The 20,698-nt window shown below is 64.1% G+C and carries 19 protein-coding genes; 6 read left to right on the forward strand and 13 right to left on the reverse strand.

Going from position 1 to position 20,698, the window contains the following annotated elements; translation table 11 throughout:
* Positions 1 to 16 precede the first annotated feature (16 nt).
* From E6P07_RS04490 to bioB, 8 genes are all read right to left on the reverse strand, one after another.
* The gene (locus tag E6P07_RS04490; protein WP_153974512.1) at positions 17 to 1,237 is read right to left on the reverse strand and encodes an SPOR domain-containing protein; all 1,221 of its coding nucleotides are present in this window, start codon (positions 1,235 to 1,237) and stop codon (positions 17 to 19) included.
* A 115-nt stretch (positions 1,238 to 1,352) separates the two neighbouring features.
* Positions 1,353 to 2,252, reverse strand: a complete 900-nt coding sequence (locus tag E6P07_RS04495; RefSeq protein ID WP_246172925.1) for a trypsin-like peptidase domain-containing protein — start codon at positions 2,250 to 2,252, stop codon at positions 1,353 to 1,355.
* A 13-nt stretch (positions 2,253 to 2,265) separates the two neighbouring features.
* Positions 2,266 to 3,456: a D-alanyl-D-alanine carboxypeptidase/D-alanyl-D-alanine-endopeptidase gene (locus E6P07_RS04500; protein ID WP_153974513.1), complete on the reverse strand. Its 1,191-nt coding sequence runs from the start codon at positions 3,454 to 3,456 to the stop codon at positions 2,266 to 2,268.
* A 109-nt stretch (positions 3,457 to 3,565) separates the two neighbouring features.
* Entirely contained in the window at positions 3,566 to 4,234 is a 669-nt protein-coding gene (bioD, locus tag E6P07_RS04505; protein WP_153974514.1) for a dethiobiotin synthase, read from the reverse strand.
* On the reverse strand, positions 4,231 to 5,106 hold the full coding sequence (bioC, locus tag E6P07_RS04510) for a malonyl-ACP O-methyltransferase BioC (RefSeq protein ID WP_153974515.1): 876 nt from the start codon (positions 5,104 to 5,106) through the stop codon (positions 4,231 to 4,233). Before bioC ends, bioD begins: the two co-directional genes overlap by 4 nt.
* A gap of 32 nt (positions 5,107 to 5,138) precedes the next feature.
* Positions 5,139 to 5,924 (reverse strand): pimeloyl-ACP methyl ester esterase BioH, encoded by a 786-nt coding sequence (bioH, locus tag E6P07_RS04515; protein WP_153974516.1) that lies wholly within the window; start codon positions 5,922 to 5,924, stop codon positions 5,139 to 5,141.
* Between the two features lie 157 nt (positions 5,925 to 6,081).
* Complete coding sequence (bioF, locus tag E6P07_RS04520; RefSeq protein WP_153974517.1) at positions 6,082 to 7,284, reverse strand: 8-amino-7-oxononanoate synthase; 1,203 nt, start codon at positions 7,282 to 7,284, stop codon at positions 6,082 to 6,084.
* A 10-nt stretch (positions 7,285 to 7,294) separates the two neighbouring features.
* Positions 7,295 to 8,338: a biotin synthase BioB gene (gene bioB, locus E6P07_RS04525; RefSeq protein ID WP_153974518.1), complete on the reverse strand. Its 1,044-nt coding sequence runs from the start codon at positions 8,336 to 8,338 to the stop codon at positions 7,295 to 7,297.
* A 159-nt stretch (positions 8,339 to 8,497) separates the two neighbouring features.
* Between bioB and E6P07_RS04530 the strand changes: the two genes are divergently transcribed.
* Positions 8,498 to 9,214 (forward strand): ComF family protein, encoded by a 717-nt coding sequence (locus tag E6P07_RS04530; protein WP_153974519.1) that lies wholly within the window; start codon positions 8,498 to 8,500, stop codon positions 9,212 to 9,214.
* Positions 9,215 to 9,443: 229 nt separating this feature from the next.
* Here the strand turns inward: E6P07_RS04530 and E6P07_RS04535 are convergent, their stop codons facing one another.
* Together E6P07_RS04535 and E6P07_RS13615 are read right to left on the reverse strand one after the other, a co-directional pair.
* A complete protein-coding gene (locus E6P07_RS04535; protein ID WP_153974520.1) occupies positions 9,444 to 11,825 on the reverse strand; it encodes a phosphoketolase family protein in 2,382 nt (793 codons plus the stop codon).
* Between the two features lie 132 nt (positions 11,826 to 11,957).
* A complete protein-coding gene (locus tag E6P07_RS13615) occupies positions 11,958 to 12,095 on the reverse strand; it encodes a hypothetical protein (RefSeq protein ID WP_170286785.1) in 138 nt (45 codons plus the stop codon).
* A 227-nt stretch (positions 12,096 to 12,322) separates the two neighbouring features.
* Between E6P07_RS13615 and tnpA the strand changes: the two genes are divergently transcribed.
* The 3 genes from tnpA to rimO are packed head-to-tail and all read left to right on the forward strand — an operon-like array spanning position 12,323 to position 15,291.
* Complete coding sequence (gene tnpA, locus E6P07_RS04540; protein ID WP_170286786.1) at positions 12,323 to 12,745, forward strand: IS200/IS605 family transposase; 423 nt, start codon at positions 12,323 to 12,325, stop codon at positions 12,743 to 12,745.
* A gap of 3 nt (positions 12,746 to 12,748) precedes the next feature.
* Positions 12,749 to 13,894, forward strand: a complete 1,146-nt coding sequence (locus tag E6P07_RS04545) for an RNA-guided endonuclease InsQ/TnpB family protein (RefSeq protein WP_153974522.1) — start codon at positions 12,749 to 12,751, stop codon at positions 13,892 to 13,894.
* Positions 13,895 to 13,950: 56 nt separating this feature from the next.
* Entirely contained in the window at positions 13,951 to 15,291 is a 1,341-nt protein-coding gene (gene rimO, locus E6P07_RS04550; RefSeq protein ID WP_153974523.1) for a 30S ribosomal protein S12 methylthiotransferase RimO, read from the forward strand.
* A gap of 13 nt (positions 15,292 to 15,304) precedes the next feature.
* Here rimO and E6P07_RS04555 read toward each other — a convergent pair whose 3' ends face one another.
* Positions 15,305 to 15,505: a YgaP family membrane protein gene (locus tag E6P07_RS04555; protein WP_153974524.1), complete on the reverse strand. Its 201-nt coding sequence runs from the start codon at positions 15,503 to 15,505 to the stop codon at positions 15,305 to 15,307.
* Between the two features lie 162 nt (positions 15,506 to 15,667).
* On the opposite strand from E6P07_RS04555, the gene E6P07_RS04560 reads away from it, so the two are divergent.
* Both E6P07_RS04560 and E6P07_RS04565 read left to right on the forward strand, forming a co-directional pair.
* The gene (locus E6P07_RS04560) at positions 15,668 to 17,296 is read left to right on the forward strand and encodes a bifunctional aminoglycoside phosphotransferase/ATP-binding protein (RefSeq protein WP_153974525.1); all 1,629 of its coding nucleotides are present in this window, start codon (positions 15,668 to 15,670) and stop codon (positions 17,294 to 17,296) included.
* A gap of 154 nt (positions 17,297 to 17,450) precedes the next feature.
* Positions 17,451 to 18,668, forward strand: coding sequence for an EAL and HDOD domain-containing protein (locus E6P07_RS04565; protein ID WP_153974526.1), 1,218 nt, complete (start codon positions 17,451 to 17,453; stop codon positions 18,666 to 18,668).
* An 11-nt stretch (positions 18,669 to 18,679) separates the two neighbouring features.
* On the opposite strand, the gene E6P07_RS04570 is transcribed toward E6P07_RS04565, so the two are convergent.
* Positions 18,680 to 19,555 (reverse strand): DMT family transporter, encoded by an 876-nt coding sequence (locus tag E6P07_RS04570; RefSeq protein ID WP_153974527.1) that lies wholly within the window; start codon positions 19,553 to 19,555, stop codon positions 18,680 to 18,682.
* Positions 19,552 to 20,556, reverse strand: coding sequence for a tRNA dihydrouridine(20/20a) synthase DusA (gene dusA, locus E6P07_RS04575; protein ID WP_211363163.1), 1,005 nt, complete (start codon positions 20,554 to 20,556; stop codon positions 19,552 to 19,554). Before dusA ends, E6P07_RS04570 begins: the two co-directional genes overlap by 4 nt.
* Positions 20,557 to 20,698: the final 142 nt, after the last annotated feature.

The following is a 20,698-nucleotide window of genomic DNA, read 5'->3' on the forward strand; positions in this document are numbered from 1 at the left end:
TCATCAAGGTGCGTGATCAGTTTCCGGATCTCCGAACCTCGGTCAGTTCTGTTTCGGGCCTGAGTTTGCGAATCCAGATGTTCAGATTGGCCAGTTCGGGCGGTAGCCTGGTGGTGATGGCCTCGGCCGCCTCCCGGGTCTCGTGCAGACTGTGGATCAGGACGAACCAGGGGCGCCCTTGATAGGTCTCCCGACGATAGTAATAGATCGTTGGCAGCACATGATCTGCGGCGAAGCGTTCGAGTGCTTCGAGGCTGTGAAAGCCGATGAGCTGCACCGTAAAGGGTCGATCTCCGACCTGGACCGGACGGGTCACGAGCGAAGCGCTCGGTTTGACCCTGACCGCCTCGGCCTGGCCTGCCGCGTTCGTGGTCTCTGACGCACGGGACGATTCAGAATCCGCAACGGGGTGAACTGGGGTAGACGCACTCGACTCCATTTCTGGTTTTGGGGATGAATCGGCACCGTCCGTCGGGGTGTCTCGCGCCTCGGAGCCCGACGCGGTCCCCTCGGGCGCACGCGTGTCTGTGGTCGGTTCCAATTCGGTTGCGGATTGTGGTGACGGGGTGCGCTCGGTCTCTCGCTCGGTCAGCGAGATGCTGGGTGGTTCAGGTTCGTGGTTTGGGGCAGGCTGGAGACGCAAGTCCAGATCCAGCGGAGGCGCCTCGTCCAATCGCTCGATGGACTTAGAGATCTCGGCCAGGGCGGCGGACAGTCGATCGAGTTGGAGGCGTGTCTGCGGCTCGGGTTCGTTAGGAGACGAGGCGTCAATTCGTTCCAGGGTTTTCTTCAGATCGGTCAGCTGCGTCTCGAAGGCCTGCTGGGTGGCATTGAGCTTGAGGAGAAAGAAGATCAGCGTCCCGGCCACCAGCAAACTGAACAGCAACAACAGCATCGCCATGAGTGAGCCATGACGCTTCAGTCGATTGTCGAGTTCGTCGCGCTGGGTCTGGAGCGTGCGCAACAGACGTGTGTCGGCGCGACGCCGGTCGTCATCGACATCGCCGATGCGCGCGATCAGCGAGAGCTCGAGCTTCTGGAGGTCCTGACGGTACTGGTTGAGGCTGGCTATGATCCGGGAGATTTGGGTGGCCTGGGCCTTGAGATAGCGCTGGAGCACCTCCCCGGCATTCGTGGATCGCTCGGCACTGCCCGACGCTTGAGCCGGACGGGTGGCGCCGTCTGTATCGGCGGTCCGGCGCAATGAATCTGGCTGGGTTGTCTCTGTCTTGTCCATCGAACGCTTCTCGTTGCTGTAACACCCTGTCGATGCAAGATGAACCCTTTGTCAACCGCAGTAGCCCAAACTCTAGAGTAGTCCATGGTGGAGTGCAAACCAGGTCGCCGAGTGACTAGGGTCGTGGTTCACCTTGACCGGTCAAGGCGCGCAGTGCCGCGCGGGCGCGATTGCTGGGCACGGCAAAGCCGATACCGACATTGCCCCCGGTGGGTCCGATCAGGGCGGTGTTGATGCCGACGACCTCGCCGGCCAGATTGACGAGCGGACCGCCCGAGTTGCCCGGATTGATCGAGGCATCGGTCTGGATCAGCTTGCCGAGTCGGCTGCCGCCGACACCGCTGCGCCCCAGCGCACTGACGATCCCTAGTGTGGCCGTCTGGCCAAGACCAAAGGGGTTGCCGATGGCGACCACGAAATCCCCGACTTCCAGCCGGTCCGAATCCCCGAGCGGCAGCGGACGGATGGCGACCGGCGGGATCTGAAGGATGGCCAGATCCGAACCGCTGTCGGCACCGAGCCTTCGGGCCTCGAAGCTGCGCTGATCCTTGAGTGTGACCTGGATGCGCGTGGCGCCCTTGAGCAGATGCTCGTTGGTCATCACATAGCCACGCGCGGAGTCGACGATAAAGCCCGACCCCTGACTGTGGCGACGCTCGATAGGGGGGATCTCGGGGATGGGCAATCCCATGCGGTCGAGGAAGTGGCGGAAATCAGGGTCGTTGAGAAAGGGGTGCTCCTCGCGCGGGATGCGTGAGTCGACCGTGATGTTGACGACGGCGGGTGTCACCTGGCGCAACAAGGGCGCGAGGCTGGGATAGCCCGAAGCCCCGGGGATCGCGCCACCCTTGATCAGGCCGTTCGGATCCAAGCGTGCCGAATCCGTGCCCGTCGGCGAGGGGCCGATCACGCAGGCCGTGAGTAGCGCGCCAGCCAGCAGCAGTGCGCCCCAGTGAAGCGCGCCTCTGGAGCCGCGAGCGATACCGACGCCGGGATGGAATCGAGTGACCGACATGCGTCAATCCGGCTCAGCGCGCCAGCTGGCTGGCGACCTGGCGTCTGAGGTCATAAGCCACGGGTTGTTCGATGAGTAGGGCAAATGGCTCCCAAACGCCACCGCGCCGGACATAACCGGCATAGCTGCTGATGCCGCTCAGGGTGCCGGTCTTGGCGCGGACATTGGGGTCGTCGTCCTGCTGGGGCATCAGGTCGCGATAGGGCGCGAAGGCCTCGAGCAGCTCGACGAGCTGGCGCGCGCTCAAGCGATTGGCGCGCGATAGACCGGCGCCGTCGTCGATGGTAAATCCGGTCCAGCCGAACCGCCGCCGGGCAAAGTCGGTCAGGGCGCGCTGCGCCTGTCCCGGACGGATCTGGCCCTGTCCATCCGGTGCGGCCAGACGCAGGAAGAGTGCGTTGGCGATGAAGTTATTGGAGTACTTGAGCATGGGCGCAACCATCTCGGCCAGGGTACGGCTGTTTTGGTAGCGCAAGAGGCGTTTGGCAGTCCCCGGTGTAGTGGCAAGTTGCTGTCTGTCCCCGACCTCGATGCCGGCGGTCCTAAGCTTGGCGGCCAGCAGTTCGCCGAAATAGCGCAGGGCGAGCGCGCGTTCGCGCAGATTGATGCGCTGCTGACCCTGGGGTCCGAGGCGACCGAGACGTTCGCCGGTGGCGGTCAGGGGCGTCTGCGGCTCGGCGCTGTGGATGTGTTCGCCCTCGCGGATCAGATTGAGGGTGTTGAAGTTCGCCGCCAGGGCCGTGACCGGGGCGTCATAGGGGTTGCTCGAGGTCGAGCGCCCAGCGATCTCGAGGTCCGGATCGAAAAGACTGTCGTCGAGACCGATTCCAGCGACCCGGTGCACACCCTGCCGTTTGATCGCCGTGACCAGGCGATCGAGTTCTTCGGAGACCAGATAGGGATCGGCGTACCCCTTGACCCAGAGCCAGCCGGAGGCGTCCTGGAAGAGGTCGGTGTGGAAGCGATGATCGCGTCCCCAGCTCTCGAGCGCCGCATAGGCGGTCAGGAGCTTCAGGGTCGAGGCCGGGATACGCGCGACCTCGGCCTGATAGGCGATCCGGTCACGTCCGCGCTCCTTGACCAGCAGACTGGCCTGCGGGAGCGCGCGCACCTGGACGACCGGGTCCTCGGCCAGGGCCGCGTGTGCAAGACCGAGCCAGAGCACGGCGATGAGTACGAGCCAGTGAGGGCGATGGGCAGTCATCTGATGAAGTCAGGGGCTGTGTTGACAGGCGCCAGACAGCATACCGCAATCCCGAACTCGAACCGTATTCAGGATGACCGGCTGCAAACGCCGAGCGTCCTGGCGGCCTTCAGCGACCCACCTGGAGACAGGCGGCGATGGCTCGCGCATCCGGTGCGTCCATCCAGGGGACGGCGCCGAGACAGGGGGCCTGGATCAGCGTCTGGAGCGTCTTCAGGTTGGCCTCGGGGGCCAGCAGGTCTGGATCCACCTGATTGGCGATCCAGCCGGCCAGTTCCAGACCGCTTCCCTGGATCGACTCAGCCGTCAGCAGGGCATGATTGAGACAGCCGAGCCTGAGCCCGACCACCAGGATCACCGGCAGCCCAAGCGTGCGCGGGATATCGCCGACGAAGCACTCGGGCCCCAGTGGAACGCGCCAGCCGCCGATGCCCTCGACCAGCACCCAGTCGGCCTGCCGACTCAGCTCGGCGTGCGCCGCGCGGATGCGCTCGAGTTCGATCGAGATCGCGGCCTGCTCGGCGGCCAGATGTGGCGCGATCGGCGGCAGGAAGGCATAGGGATTGACCAAGGCATAGGGGACCGCGAACGTGCCCTGGGCCTGGAGACGCTCGGCATCGGCATGGCGCAGTCCATCGGGACTCGGGTCACAGCCGCTTGCGACCGGTTTCATGCCCAGTACCCGCTGTCCGCGTATCTGCAGGGCGGCCATGAGCCCGAGGGTGATCTCGGTCTTGCCGCAGCCGGTATCTGTTCCCGTGATGAAGTATCCGCTCATGGTGCGACCGCCCGGCGGCGTCCGCCGATCGCTGAGACCGGGATGGCGACCTCACCGCTGACCTGTCTGGAAGCCGAGGCTTCAGGGGCCCAGGCATGTCCATAGAGCACCTCATAGCTGGCCGGCAGGCGTCCCTCGCGTCTGAAGCACTCATAGGCGGCGGCGAGCGCGGCCAGGCGTGCGCGTCCGGTCAATCCACGCGGACGCGCCGCCGTGGCGTTGCGCGCGCCGAGCGCCTTGAGATCCCGCATCAGACCCTGGACGTTGTCATAGGTCAGGGTCAGGCGATCGGCGTCCATCACCGGATCGGCGAAGCGGGCGCGCACCAGGGCATCGCCGATGTCGTGCATGTCCAGGAAGGGGCTAACATGGCTATGTCGGTCGACCTGGCCCCAGGCCGCGCGCAGCTCCTTGAGGGTATCCGGTCCAAAGGTGGTAAAGAGCAGCAGTCCGCCTGGACGCAGCACCCGCCGGCATTCGCCGAAGGTGCGCTCTAGGTCGTTGCACCACTGGAACATGGCATTGGAGATGATCAGATCTACCACACCATCGGCCAACGGCAGCGACTCGGCATCGGCGCAGACGCACAGCGGGCGACGCCACCAGCGTCCGCGCCGGCGTGCCTGGAGCAGCATCCCCTGGGCGAAGTCCAGCGCCAGCACGCGCGCCCTGGGATAGCGGCGGGTGAGTGGGTCGATGGCATAGCCAGTGCCGGTGCCGAGGTCGAGAATCCGTTGGGGCGCGAGTCGAATATAGTCGAGCCGTCCGAGCAACCGGTCGGCGATCTCGCGTTGGAGCACGGCGACGCGGTCGTAGTCGGCGGCGGCGCGTTCGAAGCTGAGCCGGGCGCGGGTCTTGTCGATTGGGTGCATGGTGGCGATCTTGGGGGCTGACGTCGCGATGTTCAAAGGGCGTTTAGAAAGGTGCGGATGGTTTGACCCGTTTCCTGGGGGTGCGAGAGGTGAGGCGCATGGGCGGCGCCGGCGATGGTCTCGGTCTGTGCCGCCGACATCAGCCGCTCGATGCGCTCGGCGACCCGTGCCGGGACCAGGGTGTCGTTCTGGCCAAACAGCCAGAGCGTCGGGCAGCGGATGTCGGGGAGCTGGGGGCGCAGGTCTTCCTCGCGCAGCAGATCTAGGCCCAGGGCGAGTGCAGCGGGCTTGGGTTCAGGGCGTGCGGCCAGTTCCTGCTTGAGGGCGCGCAGGGTCGCGTGCACGCGGTCGCTGCCGCGCATTTGTAGGGTCAGGAAGCGGTTCAGGGTGCCGCTCGGGTCGGCGAGCAGGCCATCGTGGAACCGTACCAGGGTCGCCTCGGGCATGGCAGGCGTCCAGTCGTTCGCCTGGGTGAAGCGTGGGGTGGCGGTCAGGAGGATCAGTCCGGCGACGCGCTTGGGTGCAAGCAAGGCGGCGGCCAGGGCGATGAGTCCGCCCAGCGACCAGCCGACCCAGACGGCGCACTCGGGGGCTGAGTCCAGGCAGGCCTCGGCCCAGCCCCAGAGTGAGTCGCGTCCGGTGGGGAAGGGGCTGTCACCATGTCCGGGCAGGTCGAGGCGGTGTTGGGTCAGGCCGTTCCAGGTCGGCTCGGGGACGCCGTTCCAAACGGCTGAGTTCATGCCCCAGCCGTGGAGCAGGACCAGGTCGGCGGTGGTTTTGGGGGTTGGAGGGGGCTTGAGAACGGATTGTTGTGACATCGGGTGTGGTTTCGGTCTGGTTGCTTGGGGCGGTCGTGGGTGGTTCGTGGCACCGTCCTCGGGGGGACGCCGTCAATCCATCTCTGGAGGCTTGATGACCGCCTCGAGGCGGCGGCATCCCCTGCCGACGGGCACCCCGAACCACGCGGCGGCCTCATCACGGGCGGCTGGGCGTTGGCTCGGCTAGCGGCAATCTGGCCAGGGCTGCAAGGAGTCGGTCGATGTCCTCGGCGCTGTGCGTGGCTGAGAGCGTGATCCGCAACCGCGCCGTCCCTGCGGGGACCGTCGGGGGGCGGATGGCGGTGACCAGGAGGCCCTCGGACTCAAGCGCGGCGCTCCAGGCCAGGGCCTGTTCGGCACTGCCGGCTAGGAGCGGCTGGATGGGGGTCGGCGAGTCCATCAGGTTCAGTCCGAGGCGGGCCGCCCCGGTGCGAAAGCGCTCGATCCACTCGGCAAGCCGTTCGCGGCGCCAATGCTCGCGCCGGGCGATGGCGAGGCTCGCGAGCGTGGCCTCGGCCAGTGCCGGCGGTGTGGCCGTGGTGTAGAGATAACTGCGTGCAGACTGGATCAGGGTCTCGATCAGTTCCTCGGGGCCGGCGACGAAGGCGCCGAAGGTGCCGAACGCCTTGCCGAGCGTGCCCATCAGGATCGGCACCTCCTTAGGGCCCAGCCCGAAGTGCTCCAGGGTGCCGCGCCCTTCGGGTCCCAATACGCCCAGGCCATGGGCGTCATCGACCATCAGCCAGGCCCCGGAGGCGCGCGCGATCGCGGCCAGCTCGGGCAGGGGGGCGAGATCCCCGTCCATGCTGAAGACGCCATCGGTGACGATGAGCCGTGCGGGTGTGCTGGCGATCAGGCGTTGCAGGGCCTGGGTATCGGCATGCGGATAGCGACACAGTCGGGCGCGTGACAACAAGGCGCCGTCGAGCAGCGAGGCGTGATTGAACCGGTCCTCGAACACCCAGTCGTTGCGTCCGGCCAGGGCGCTGATGATGCCCAGATTGGCCATGTAACCGGTCGAGAACAGGAGTGCCCGCGGGCGTCCACTGAACTCGGCCAGGGACTCTTCCAGGGCCTGATGTGAGCGGCTGTGACCGTTGACCAGATGCGCCGCGCCGCTGCCTACGCCCCAGCGTCTTGCCCCGTCGCACAGGGCCGCGATCACCTCGGGGTGATTGGCCAGACCCAGATAGTCGTTGCTGCAAAAGCTCAGCATGGGTCGGCCATCGATGCCCATCCGAGGCTGTTGTGGCCCATCGCGCAGCCGGCGACGGCGATAGAGCGACTGGGCCTGGAGCGCCTCAAGTCGTAGGCGCAGTTCGGTCTCGGGCGATGGGTGGCTGCTGGGCGTTTGCTCCATGTCGCGCCCCTCAGAGCTGGATCCTGTGTTCGCTGGTCTTGTGACAGGCGCCCGGCTCGGTGCGTTCGGCCTCGACCGGCTCGAGGCTCAGGCCCAGACGCTTGAATAGCCGTCGGTCGCGCTCGGATTCGGCATTGGGGGTCGTCAGCAGCCGCTCGCCGTAAAAGATCGAGTTGGCCCCGGCCAGGAAACAGAGTGCCTGGAGTTCATCGCTCATCGTGTGGCGTCCGGCCGAGAGGCGCACATGCGAGCGCGGCATGAGGATCCGCGCCGTCGCCACCACGCGCACGAACTCGAAGGGATCGAGTGCGTCGCTACCGAACAGCGGCGTGCCCTCGACCTGGACCAGCAGGTTGATGGGGACGGACTCGGGATGCGCCGGCAGGTTGGCGAGCTGGCGCAGCATGGAGGCGCGATCACGGCGCGACTCGCCCATGCCGAGGATGCCGCCGCTACAGGTCTTGAGTCCGACCGCGCGGATGTGCTCCAGGGTATCGAGTCGGTCCTGATAGGTGCGGGTGCTGATGACCTGGCCATAGAACTCAGGCGAGGTGTCGAGGTTGTGGTTGTAATAGTCGAGTCCAGCGTCCTTGAGCCGGCGGGCCTGGTCGGCGGTCAGCATCCCGAGGGTGACGCAGGTCTCCAGCCCAAGGGCGTGGACACCCTCGATCATCGCGATCACCTGATCGAGCTGCCTGTCGGTCGGATTGCGCCAGGCCGCACCCATGCAGAAACGGGTCGCGCCCTGCGCCTTGGCGGTGCGTGCGGCTTCCAGTACGGTGTCGAGCGACAAGAGACGCTCGGGCACGACCGCGGTGGCATGGTGGGCGCTCTGACCGCAATACCCGCAATCCTCGGGACAGGCGCCGGTCTTGATGCTCAGCAGGGTGCTGACCTGGATGGTATTGGGGTCGAAGGAGGCGCGATGGACGCTCTGGGCTGCAAACAGCAGGTCATTGAACGGCTGATCGAGGATCGCCTCGATCTCGTCGAGCGACCAGTCGTGACGGGGTATGGGCTGGGGCTTTAAGGCGGTGGTCTGGGGCTGTGACATAGGCGGGCAGAACCTGGGATGCTCGGAGACCTGGGTCCCGAGATGGAAAAATCCATTACTCTAAGTGGGTTGACTGAGTTGTCAACTGATTTTGCTTCTCAGGGTTTACAACCCCTGACGTCGGTTCCGCCGGTGTCATGACCGATGGGAGGCAGCGCTGTGTGGAGACTCGGTCTTGGGATCGGCCACAGTCTGCTCGACAGCCTGTTCCCGCCGACCTGCTTGCTCTGCGGTGCGCCCGGCGATCGAGGGCGCGACCTTTGTGCCGGCTGTGCGCTGGATCTGCCCTACAACCGCCCTGCCTGCGCCAGATGTGGCTCCCCCCTCCTGGCTGAGCTTCCGGATGGGACGGTCTGCGGCGATTGCGCGCGCCGTCCGCCGCCGTTTGCAGTCTGTCTGGCCGCCTTTCGCTACGAAGGTGCATTGCCTTTCCTGATCACGGGCGCCAAGTTCCATGGTCGGCTCAATGCCGCGCGGCTTTTGGGTCAGTGTCTGGCCAAGCATATACGCGAATCGGCGGGCGACTGGCCCGAGGCGCTGGTCCCAGTGCCGCTCTATCCGCGCCGCCAGCGCACGCGCGGCTACAACCAGGCGCTAGAGATCGCGCGCGTTACAGGCCGCGTTCTGTCCATTCCGATCGAGCCAGATCTCGTCGCCCGCGTCCGCGATACCTCGCCCCAGACCACACTGACAGCGCGCGCCCGACGGCGCAACATCCGGGGCGCCTTCAAAACCAAAGGGGATCTCAGGGGACGGCATCTGGCCATCGTCGATGACGTGATGACGACCGGCGGCACCCTGTCCGAACTGAGTCGGGTGTTGATCGACGCCGGTGCCGCACGGGTCGATGCCTGGGTCGTGGCGCGGACGCCCTGATCTCGGGCGTCGTTTCAACGCGACGTCCGGCGATCCAATCCGTGCGCCGTCTCGTCGATCCGGTCAAGATCCAGCGCCACGCTTAGGGAAACGCTGATTTATTCCATCTGTGGCAAAACCTTCTCACGTAACTCATTGATTTTGTAGGAGCGGCTTCAGCCGCGATTGAGAGACTTGCCGTCAGCCCGCCCGAAAACTTCTATCGCGACCTAGAGTGCTGAGAGCGAGCTCAAAACGGCCATACCCAGTCATCCACCTCGGGCTTATCGATCCCGTGCTCATAGGCATAGTTGCGACACTCGATCTGCCGATCGCGCAGCGCCTCCTTCACATGCGCCCCGGCAACTTGGAGCCGCGGTACGCGGTTGATGACATCGATCGCCAGGCTAAAGCGGTCGATCTCGTTGTTGATCGCCAGCTCGAGCGGCGTGTTGATGCTGCCCTTCTCCTTGTAGCCGCGCACATGCAGGTTCTTGTGATTGGTGCGACGGTAGGCAAGGCGATGAATCAGCCAGGGATAGCCGTGGAAGTTGAAGATGATCGGACGGTCCTTGGTAAAGAGGCTGTCGAAGTCAGCGTCCGAGAGTCCATGCGGATGCTCACCGGCCGGCTGGAGCTTGAACAGATCTACGACATTGATGAAGCGGATCCTGAGGTCGGGGAAGTGTTCGCGTAGCAGCGCCGTGGCCGCCAGCGCCTCCTTGGTCGGGATGTCGCCGCAGCCGACCATCACCACGTCCGGCTCCGTGCCCTGATCATTGCTCGCCCAGTCCCAGATCCCGATGCCCTTAATGCAGTGCTTGATGGCCGCGTCCATGTCCAGATACTGGAGATGGTTCTGCTTGTCGGCGACGATGACGTTGATGTCGTTGCGGCTCTGGAGACAGTGGTCCACGGTCGAGAGTAGGGTATTGACGTCCGGCGGCAGATAGATGCGCGTGACCCTGGGGCTCTTGTTGACGACCACATCGAGAAAGCCCGGGTCCTGATGGGTGAAGCCGTTGTGATCCTGACGCCACACGGTCGAGGTGATGAGCAGATTGAGCGAGGAGATGGGTGCCCGCCAGGGGATGTCCTCGCAGATCGACAGCCACTTGGCATGCTGGTTGTACATGCTGTCGATGACATGGACGAAGGCCTCATAGGTGGCAAAGAAGCCATGACGCCCGGTCAGCACATAGCCCTCGTACCAGCCCTCCAGGGTATGCTCGGAGAGCATCTCGAGCACGCGCCCGTCGGGCGCGAGCTCGCCGCCGTCGGCATCCTCGGGTCTGTAGTCGCACAGCCAGAGCTTCTTTGAGACCTCATAGATCGCATCGAGCTTGTTGGAGGTGTTCTCGTCCGGACCAAAGACGCGAAAATTGTCGGGATTGCGCGCCATCACATCGCGCAGCAAGGCACCCAGGGGCCTGGTGTTCGGATGGAGTGTGGCGCCAGGCTTCGCGACCTCGATGGCATAGTCGCGAAAGTCCGGCATCCGCAGCGCGCGGCGGATCAGCCCGCCGTTGGCGTGCGGATTGGCGCTCATGCGCTTGGTCCCTTGGGGCGCGAGTGCCTTGAGCTCGGGGATCAGCCGCCCCTGGGCGTCGAACAGCTCCTCCGGTCTATAGCTCCTCAGCCAGTCTTCGAGTTGCTTGAGATGGGCCGGATTGTCGTGCATCCCGGCGAGCGGTACCTGATGCGCGCGCCAAAAACCCTCGACCTTGTGACCATCGACCTCGGATGGCCCGGTCCAGCCCTTGGGTGTGCGCAGCACGATCATCGGCCAGTGGGCGCGCCTGGCCTCGCCGCTTTCGCGCGCGGCGCGCTGGATGGCGCGGATCTGGTCATGACAGGTGTCCAGGGTCGCCGCCATCTGCTGATGCAGGGTCAGCGGGTCCTCGCCCGCGACGAAGTGCGGCGTCCAGCCATAACCGCGCATCAGGCTCGCCAACTCCTCCTCGGGGATGCGCGCGAGCAGGGTTGGGTTGTTGATCTTGTAACCATTGAGATGGAGGATCGGCAACACCGCACCGTCGCGGATCGGATTCAGAAACTTGCTCGAATGCCAGGCCGTGGCCAAGGGCCCAGTCTCGGCCTCACCGTCACCCACGGCCACCGCGACCAAGAGGTCCGGATTGTCGAAGGCCGCGCCGAAGGCATGCGAGATCGAATAGCCCAGCTCGCCGCCCTCGTGGATCGAGCCGGGCGTCTCGGGCGTGCAGTGCGAGCCGATGCCGCCAGGGAAGGAGAATTGCTTGAAGAAGCGGCGCATCCCCTCGATATCCTCGCCCTTGTCGGGATAGATCTCGGAGTAGGTCCCTTCCAGATAGACGGGCGCCAGCACGCCCGGTGCGCCATGACCGGGGCCGGCGATAAAGATCGCGTCCTGGTCGCGCTCGCGGATGATCCGGTTGAGGTGGACGTACATGAAGGAGAGCCCAGGACTTGCGCCCCAATGACCCAGAAGTCGCTGCTTGATATGCTCGGGCCTGAGCGGCTCGCGCAGCAGTGGGTTGTCGCGCAGATAGATCATGCCCACGGCCAGATAGTTACAGGCGCGCCAGTAGGCATCGATCCGGTGGAGCTGTTCGGGTGTGAGCGGGCCAGGGGCTGTGGTGTGGTGCGTCATGCTCGTCCTCTCGGCAGGTTGGGATCGCATCGAAATACGATACAGGCGGATCGTGACCTTATGACGACGAGACCCCCCGGATCGCTCTCAGCGGATGCTGACCGTCCGGTCCAGGCTTGTCCGACAGGACTTTTAGATGAGCTCCTGGGTGACGAACAGATACGCCAGCGCGACCGTGACCACGGCGATGGCCACATAAGGGAGTAGAATGCAGATGCCCGGCAGGTCGTTGCAGATCTGACTGTACTTGCAGAGTTTACAGCTTTTCATCCGTCTCTCTGTCTGCTCGTTTGTGAGTGGATGGCGCCTCGGCTCGCCTGTGGACAGGTCGGGGCGATGATCGATACTTTCGGGTACCCTTTGAGCGCCGCGCTATCCTCACCCAAGTGCGCGCCCGGTTCAATGGTTCCTTCCGTTCATAGACCCTCCGCAAGGAAACCCGCGACTTGAGTCGCGGGAGGAATGGCGGGTGCACGAAGCGCGCCATGTGGTGTATAATGCACCGCATGGTTGACATAGTAACCAACAGGAACTGCGTCTATCAAACGGCATACCATGTGATCTGGTGTCCGAAGTATCGGCGAGATGTACTGACGGGACTGGTGGCAGAGGAAATGGGGGCGATGCTGGATGCGATTTGCGCGGAGCGCGGCTGGCCGGTGATCTCCAAAGAGATTCAGCCCGATCACGTCCACCTGTTTGTCAGCATCCCGCCAGCCCTTGCTGTGGCTGATGCCGTAAAAATCCTGAAAGGGACAACGGCGCGCAAGCTGTTTCAGCGGTTTCCGTGGCTCAAGAACCGCCTTTTGGACGGGCATCTGTGGTCGCCCTCCTACTATGTCGGCACGGCAGGTAACGTCAGCGCCGAGACGATCCGGCGCTACATCGAACGATCCGAACACGTCACCAAGCGGCGATAACCCATGCTGCGCACCGCCTCGATTCGCCTGAATGTTCGCCCGGACCAAGTGGCGGCCTTGGGGGCTCTGCAATCGGCTTATGCCGATGCCTGCAACCGCTTGGTGCCGACGGTGATCGAACATCGCTGCTGGAACCGCGTGGCGCTGCACCAGTTGGCCTATGCCCGGCTGCGCGAGGAAACACCGCTGGGCTCGCAAATGGTCTGCAACGCCATCTTCTCGGTCTGTAAGTCCTACAAGGCGCAAAAGGAACTCGGTCGCATCAAGAAGGACGAGCCCGCACCTGTAGTGCACTTCGACCGCGCCAGTGTCCATTTCGACAAGCGAACGTACTCCATTAAAGGGGAGTGCCTGAGTCTCTACACCCTTTCTGGCCGCATCACCGTCCCGATGGTGCTGGGCGAGCATCAGCGTCGCATCATGGCCTCGGGCAAGGCCAAAGAAGCCGAGTTGGTTTGTCGCAAGGGTCGCTGGTATTTCAACCTCGTCGTCGAGTCCGACGATGCGGACCCCATTGCATCTGGCTCCGTCATGGGCGTGGATGTCGGAGAAAACAATCTCGCTGCCACCAGCACGGGCAAGGTATGGGGCGGCGGGCAACTGCGCCACAAGCGCAACTGCTACCTTGCCCTTCGTCGTCGTTTGCAGTCCAACGGCAGCCAAAGCGCCAAACAGAAGCTGCGGCAGGTCTCTGGCAAAGAGCGGCGACGTGTGACGCACATCAACCACGAAACGAGCAAAGCGATCGTTGCCGAAGCGCGGCGCATTGGTGCTTCCAAGATCGTGATGGAAGACTTGTGCCATATTCGCGACCGCATCCGGGCTGGCAAGCGCGTGAGAGCGAGACTGCATCGCTGGGCTTTCCGGCAACTTCAGACCTTTGTTGAATACAAGGGTAAGGCTGCCGGAATCGCGGTCGAATACGTCAATCCGGCCTACACCAGCCAGACGTGTTCTTGCTGCGGGGCGTTGGGTCGGCGCGTCAAGCATCGTTTCGTGTGCGACAAGTGTGGTCTCCGGGCGCACGCCGACTGCAACGCCAGTCGAAACCTGGCCCGGATTGGTAGCGGCGCCCCGCTGCCAAGGGCGGCTGTAAACACGCCCAATGTTGGGGATGTGGTCAACCATGTTTGCTGCGTCTTACAATAAAGCCTTCGACTTCAGTCGAGGGTTGTTTACTGAAGACTTCATCCAATCCCGGCGGCATGCCCGCTCATCGCCACGGAACGCTCCCGCGTATTGGTTTCGTCAGTCTCGGCTGCCCCAAGGCCACGGTCGACTCCGAGCGCATCCTCACCCGGCTGCGCGCCGAGGGTTATCTCCTTCAGCCGACCCATGCCGAGGCCGATCTGGTCATCGTCAACACCTGTGGCTTCATCGACGCGGCGATCGATGAGTCACTGGAGGCCATCGCCGAGGCGCTCGATGAGAACGGGCGGGTGATCGTCACCGGCTGTCTCGGGGCACGTGCGGAGCTGGTGCGCGCGCGTCATCCCGAGGTGCTCGCCATCACCGGCCCCCAGGCGTTGGAAGAGGTGATGGCCGCTGTGCACGCACATCTGCCCGCCCCACACGCCCCCTTCACCAGTCTCATCCCGCCCCCGGGCGTGCGTCTGACGCCGAGACACTATGCCTATCTGAAGATCTCAGAGGGCTGCAACCATGGCTGTCGCTTTTGCATCATCCCCAGTCTGCGCGGACCCTTGGTCAGCCGCCCGATCGGTGAGGTCCTGGAGGAGGCCGGGCGTCTGGTCGAATCCGGGGTCCGCGAACTACTCGTGGTCGCGCAGGACACCGGCGCCTACGGGCTGGACCTGGGCCATCGGCCCGGGTTCTGGGGCGGGCGTCCACTGCGCACCCATATCACCGATCTGGCGCGGGCCCTGGGCGAGCTGCCGGCCTGGATCCGGTTGCACTATGTCTATCCCTATCCGCACGTCGATACGCTCATCCCGCTGATGGCCGAGGGGGTGATCCTGCCCTATCTGGACCTGCCGCTCCAGCATGGCAGTGAGTCGGTATTGCGTGCGATGCGCCGTCCGGCGGCCACCGAGAAGATGCTGGACCGTCTGGCGCGCTGGCGTGCCGAATGTCCCGAGCTGGTGCTGCGCAGCACCTTCATCGTCGGCTTTCCGGGCGAGACCCAGGACGACTTCGAGCAGTTGTTGGACTTCCTGCGCGCGGCGCGGCTCGACCGGGTCGGTTGTTTTCCCTATTCACCCGTCGCGGGCGCAGCGGCCAACGAGCTGCCGAATCCGGTGCCCGAGGCCGTCAAGCAGGAACGGCTGGAGCGCCTCATGGCGGTCCAGGCCGAGATCAGCCGCGAGAAACTGGCTGCGCGCATCGGTCAGCGGCTCACTGTGCTGGTCGACACGGTGGAAGAGGACGCACTCATTGCCCGCAGTTATGGCGACGCCCCCGAGATCGACGGCGAGGTCATCATCGAGGGCGCCTGGGAGATCGATCCGGGCGACTTCATCGAGGTCGTGGTCACCGAAGCCAGCGAACACGACCTCTGGGCCCAGCCGGTCGATCCGGATGACTGATCGACCTTAAGGTTCAGAATGCCGGCCCGCTCTGCTTGCCGAGCCTTTTGAGGATCAGGGCCAGCGGACAGAAACCGGTGAAGGCCGACTGGAATAGATTGGCGCCGACGAAGGCGGTGAACCACAGCCAGTAGGGGCTGACGAAATGGGCCAGGAGCAAGGAGATGAGGATGAAACCGCCGGCGACGGCCAAAACGATGCGTTCGATCGACATTGAATTCTCTACACTATGTAAGTGGGATGGATGGCGATCGGATCTTACTGAGTCGAGGCGGCCTTGTTCAACCGAGCCCGGATTCCAGCCACGACATAGCATCGTGCGCGGACACCAACCCCTGTGCGCATCTCAACGCGGGGTGGTTCTAGGGGTAGGGCGATGAGTCAAGACGATCTGTCGGTTTTGATCGATGCACTGAGGCACTCTCGGGCCTATCCGCACGCAGTCGATGGCGTCGAGCATATCGAGACCCATATCTCGCATGTGCTGCTGGCCGGGGACTATGCCTACAAGTTCAAGAAGCCGCTCGATCTCGGCTTTTTGGATTTCTCGACCCTGGAGCGGCGCCGCTTCTATTGCGAGGAAGAGCTGCGGCTCAACCGCCGTCTGGCGCCGGAGCTCTATCTGGATGTGGTCACGGTCAATGGCACGCTCGAGGCGCCGCGCATCGCCGGCACTGGGCCTGTCTTGGAATATGGCGTGCGGATGCGCCGCTTTCCCCAGTCGGCCCTGCTCGACCGCCAGCCGGTGACGCCCGAGCTCATGACCCGCCTGGCCGAGCATATCGCCGACTTCCATGCCAGTCTTCCCCCGGCAGCGCCGGACACTGGTTTTGGTACGCCGGTGCGGGTGCTTGCCCCCATGTTGGAGAATCTGACCCAGATCCGCGTCCGGCTCGAAGATCCCGAGGTACTGGCGCGTCTGGATGTGCTGGAGACCTGGATTCGCGCCCGCTTCGAGACGCTGAAACCCGTGATCGAGCGGCGCCGGGTCGAGGGCTTCGTGCGCGAGTGTCATGGCGACATGCATCGCGGCAACATCGCCCTGGTTGAGGATCGGATCCTGATCTTTGACGCCATCGAGTTCAACCCCAGTCTGCGCTGGATCGATACCGCCAGTGAGATCGCCTTTCTCATCATGGACCTGGAGCAGGAGGGCGCATATGGCGCCGCCCGGCGTTTCCTTAACCGCTATCTGGAGCTTAGCGGCGACTATGGCGCCCTCGCCATGCTCGATTTCTACAAGGTCTATCGCGCCCTGGTGCGGGCCAAGGTGCTCATGATCCGGTCGCGGCAGGATGACCTGCGGCCTGAAGAGGCCGCCGCCATTCGTGACGACTTCGCGCGCTATCTGGAACTGGCCCTGTCCTATACCCAGAGGCGCCGTTGCCATCTGCTCATCGCCTGCGGGCTACCGGGGTCGGGCAAGAGTCGGCTCTCCTACCGTCTGCGCGAGGCGTTGCCGCTGATCCATCTGCGTTCGGACGTGGAGCGCAAGCGTCTGTTTGGACTGGGTGAGCTGGCGCGCACCGCCAGCAGCATCGATCAGGGCATCTATTTCCCGCGTGCGACCGAATGGACTTACGATCGTCTGCATCGTCTGGCCGATGGGATCCTGGCCAGCGGCTATGATGTGCTGGTCGATGCCACCTTCCTTGCCCGCCACCGGCGCGAACACTTTGCCGCCTTGGCCCGCCGGCATCGGGCCGGATTTGCGATCCTGGCCCTGGAGGCCCCGCTGGAGGTCCTGCGCGAACGGGTGGTGAGACGCCTCGCGCGGGGTAGAGACGTCTCCGAGGCCGATCTCTCGGTGCTGGAGCATCAGTATGCGAGCCGTCAGCCGTTGAGTGAGCAGGAACACAGCCGTGCGCTCGTCATCGATACCAGTCGCGATAACGCTTTCTCCGAGATCCTCGACCGTTTGCATGCACTGCTCGCCGCCGAGCCGAATTCGGCTCAGGACGCTCATGTCGGCTCACTGCCGGACGAATCCAGCCTGGCGCCCTAGCAGGGTCCAGACTGGGTCTGGGTGCTGCGATCCAGGGGAGTTACCGGCACAATCGGCGCATGTCTCCCTCGAAGTCGTTGGCGCACGCGCACGCGAGGTGTCACAATAGACCTCCACCCCCCAATATATTCAAGCCGTGGTCGGCGAGGGAACGATGTCGGATATCTTTCTCGGCCTACAACCGATTTTCGACCGGGATCAGCGGATCGTCGCCTATGAGCTCCTGTTTCGTAGTCTACTCGGTGGATTCGAGAACGATCCGATCGATCCAGAGACTGCGACCTCGCAGGTGATCCTCAACGCCTTTTCTGACATCGGTGTCGAGCGCCTTGGATACGACAAGCTGCTGTTTTTGAATCTGACCGAGGGCCTGCTGACGAGCGATCTCATCGAGACCCTGCCACCGGAGCGGGTGGTGCTGGAGATCCTGGAGACGGTGCGCATCACCCCTCGTCTGGTCGAATCGGCCCGGCGTCTGGTCGAGCAGGGCTTTACCCTGGCCCTGGATGACTTCGTCTATACCCCCGAGTGGAGGCCCTTGGTCGAGATCGCAGGGATCATCAAGTTCGATGTGCTCGGCGCCGATCGCGCCGCGATCAACGCCAAGCTCGCCACGCTCCCGCCTGGTCATCGCCCGCGTCTGCTCGCCGAGAAGATCGAGACTCGGCAACAGTTTCAAGACTGTCTCGATCTAGGCTTCGAGCTCTTTCAGGGCTATTACCTGGCCCATCCCGAGATCATCACCGGCAGACGTCCACCGGCCAACCGGCTTCATTCATTGCGTCTACTGGCGCGCCTGCAAGACGATGACATCGATCTGCACGAGATCGAGCAGATCGTCAGCCAGGATGTCGCACTGAGCTATCGCTTGCTGCGTTTCATCGGGAATGCCGCGATCTGCCAGGGACGCCCGGTCCAGACCCTCAAGCAGGCCATCGCGCTCGTCGGTCTACGTACCATCCGTCAATGGGCAACCCTGCTCGGGCTGGGTGAGCTCGAGGCGGTCAATCCCTATAGCCTCACCCGCGCCCTGACCTATGCTCGATTCTGTCAGCTGGTCGGCGAGCATCACTTCCAGTCCGAGCGAGACGCCCTCTTCACCGTGGGGCTCTTCGCCAATCTCGACGAGATCCTACTCATCCCACTCGAGGAAGCGCTCCAGTATCTACCGCTCGCGGAGCGACTCAAGCGGGCCATCCTCGGGCACGAGGGTCTGCTCGGCCAGGTGCTGTCCTGGGCCAAGCGGTTTGAGGAGGGTGATCGCGGTCACTGGGTGTCCCAAGAAGGGGTGAGCTCCGAGAGTCTCATCCGGTATTTGCTCGAGGCCTTCGCCTGGGCGCGCGAGGTTCAGCGCCAGATCGAGGGGGGATGACCCCGGGGCGCTCAGATGACGATCAGAACCACCCCTGCGAGCATCAGAACCCCAGCCGGCAGGCGCCGGCTCAGACCGGGCTCGCGAAAGCACAGCGCGCCATAGAGGATGCCAAACAGCAGGCTGGTGCGCTTGACGGCGATCATATAGGCGACCTCGACCTGCTGGATCGCCAGGAAATGGGTGAAGACCATGACCCCGAGCCCACCGCCGACCAGAAGCACGGCCCAGGGATGCCGAGCGAGCCCACGCAGCCGACTCGGACGCGGAAGTACTACGAACACGGCGACCGTGATCCCGAGCAGAGCGAAATAGAAGGCGCCGAAGGATTCGGGCGGCAGATAGCGCATCGCACCCTTGCCCAGGGTCGCGGTGAGCGCATAGAGGGTGGCGACTCCAAGCATCATCCTTGCCCCAGGCGCATCGAAGATGGCAACGAAGGGGGCGATCCAGCCGCGCCAGTGGCGCCAATGGGCATGGTCGCTGTTGAGCAACCAGGCGCCGGCGACGACCAACAGAATCCCCAGAACCCCGCGTGCCGAGATCTGCTCGCCGAGCAGCAGCCAGGCCACGCCGATCACGAATACCGGGGTGAAGGCCAGATAGGGCAGGGTGAGCGAGAGCGGGTGGTCGCGGATCGCTGTAGCATAAAGCCACATGGCGGCCATCTCCAGCGGCAGCATGACGCCCATCCAACCCCAGAAGGCCCAGGGTAGCTCGGTGATCGGCGGCATCCCCGACAACAGGGGGGTCATCAGCAGAGCTGGTATACAGAAGCGCACCACCAAGAGCTCACTCGCCGTGAGATCCTGCAACCAGGCCTTGGTCGCCGCGTCGGCGCTCGCGAGGGCGAAGGCGCAGATCAGCGCCAATGCGATCCAGCTCATGGATGCGCGCCGTCGCCGAACCCGAGTATCTCGACCCCAACACCTGGACGATGGAGCTGTTCGCTGATCCGCCGCCGCCAGGCGCGCGCGCCGGGTTGACCATGAAAGAGCCCGAGTAGATGGCGGCTCATGGCGCTCAACGGCACGCCGGCGGCCAGCTCGCGCTCGGCATAGTGGATGAAGGACTCCAACACCTCCAGGCGCGACGGCAGCGGATGCGCGTCGCCAAAGACGCGCCGATCGGCCTCGGCTAGGAGCCAAGGATTGTGGTAGGCCGCGCGCCCGATCATGACGCCATCGAATGCGTTCAGGAAGGCGAGGGCGGCATCCAGGGTCGTGATGCCGCCATTGATGACGATCGGAAGACTCGGGAAGTCGCGCTTGAGGGCACGCACGACCTCGTAATTCAAGGGGGGGATGTCGCGATTCTCATTTGGATTCAATCCCTTAAGCCAAGCCTTGCGCGCATGGACGATGATGGCATCACACCCAGCGCGGCTTAGATGACCGACGAACTCCACCAGCTCGGCATAGCTATCGCGATCATCGATCCCAATCCGATGCTTGACCGTCACCGGCACCCGGACCACTGCGCGCATCGCCGCCACGCACTCGGCCACCAGTTCCGGCTCGGCCATGAGACAGGCACCGAAGCGTCCATTCTGCACGCGGTCCGACGGGCAGCCGACGTTGAGGTTGATCTCGTCATAGCCCCAGTCCTCGGCCATCCGGGCACAGTCGGCCAGATCCCTAGGGTCTGACCCACCGAGCTGGAGGGCGACCGGATGCTCGCTCGGGTCATAGCGGAGAAATCGCTCAGGATCGCCGTGGATCAGGGCGCCGGTGGCGATCATTTCGGTATAGAGCAGGGTATGGCGGCTGATCAGACGCAGGAGGTAGCGACAGTGCCGGTCGGTCCAGTCGAGCATGGGCGCGACCGCCAAACGCCGGTTGTGTTGGAGCGCGAGACGTCGTGTGGTGCTGTCTGTCATCGGAGGCATGAGCGTGTCTAGACTGAAATCAAGGTGCACAGCGTTTCTCAACGCGATCATCCATTCTCTCACGATCGATACCTCGCCGAATCAGATGCCGCCAAGTTGCCTATAATTCGCACTCTAGTCCTCATTCCCCACGATAGCGTCT

This window comes from Thermochromatium tepidum ATCC 43061, from assembly GCF_009664085.1.
Taxonomy (GTDB): domain Bacteria; phylum Pseudomonadota; class Gammaproteobacteria; order Chromatiales; family Chromatiaceae; genus Thermochromatium; species Thermochromatium tepidum.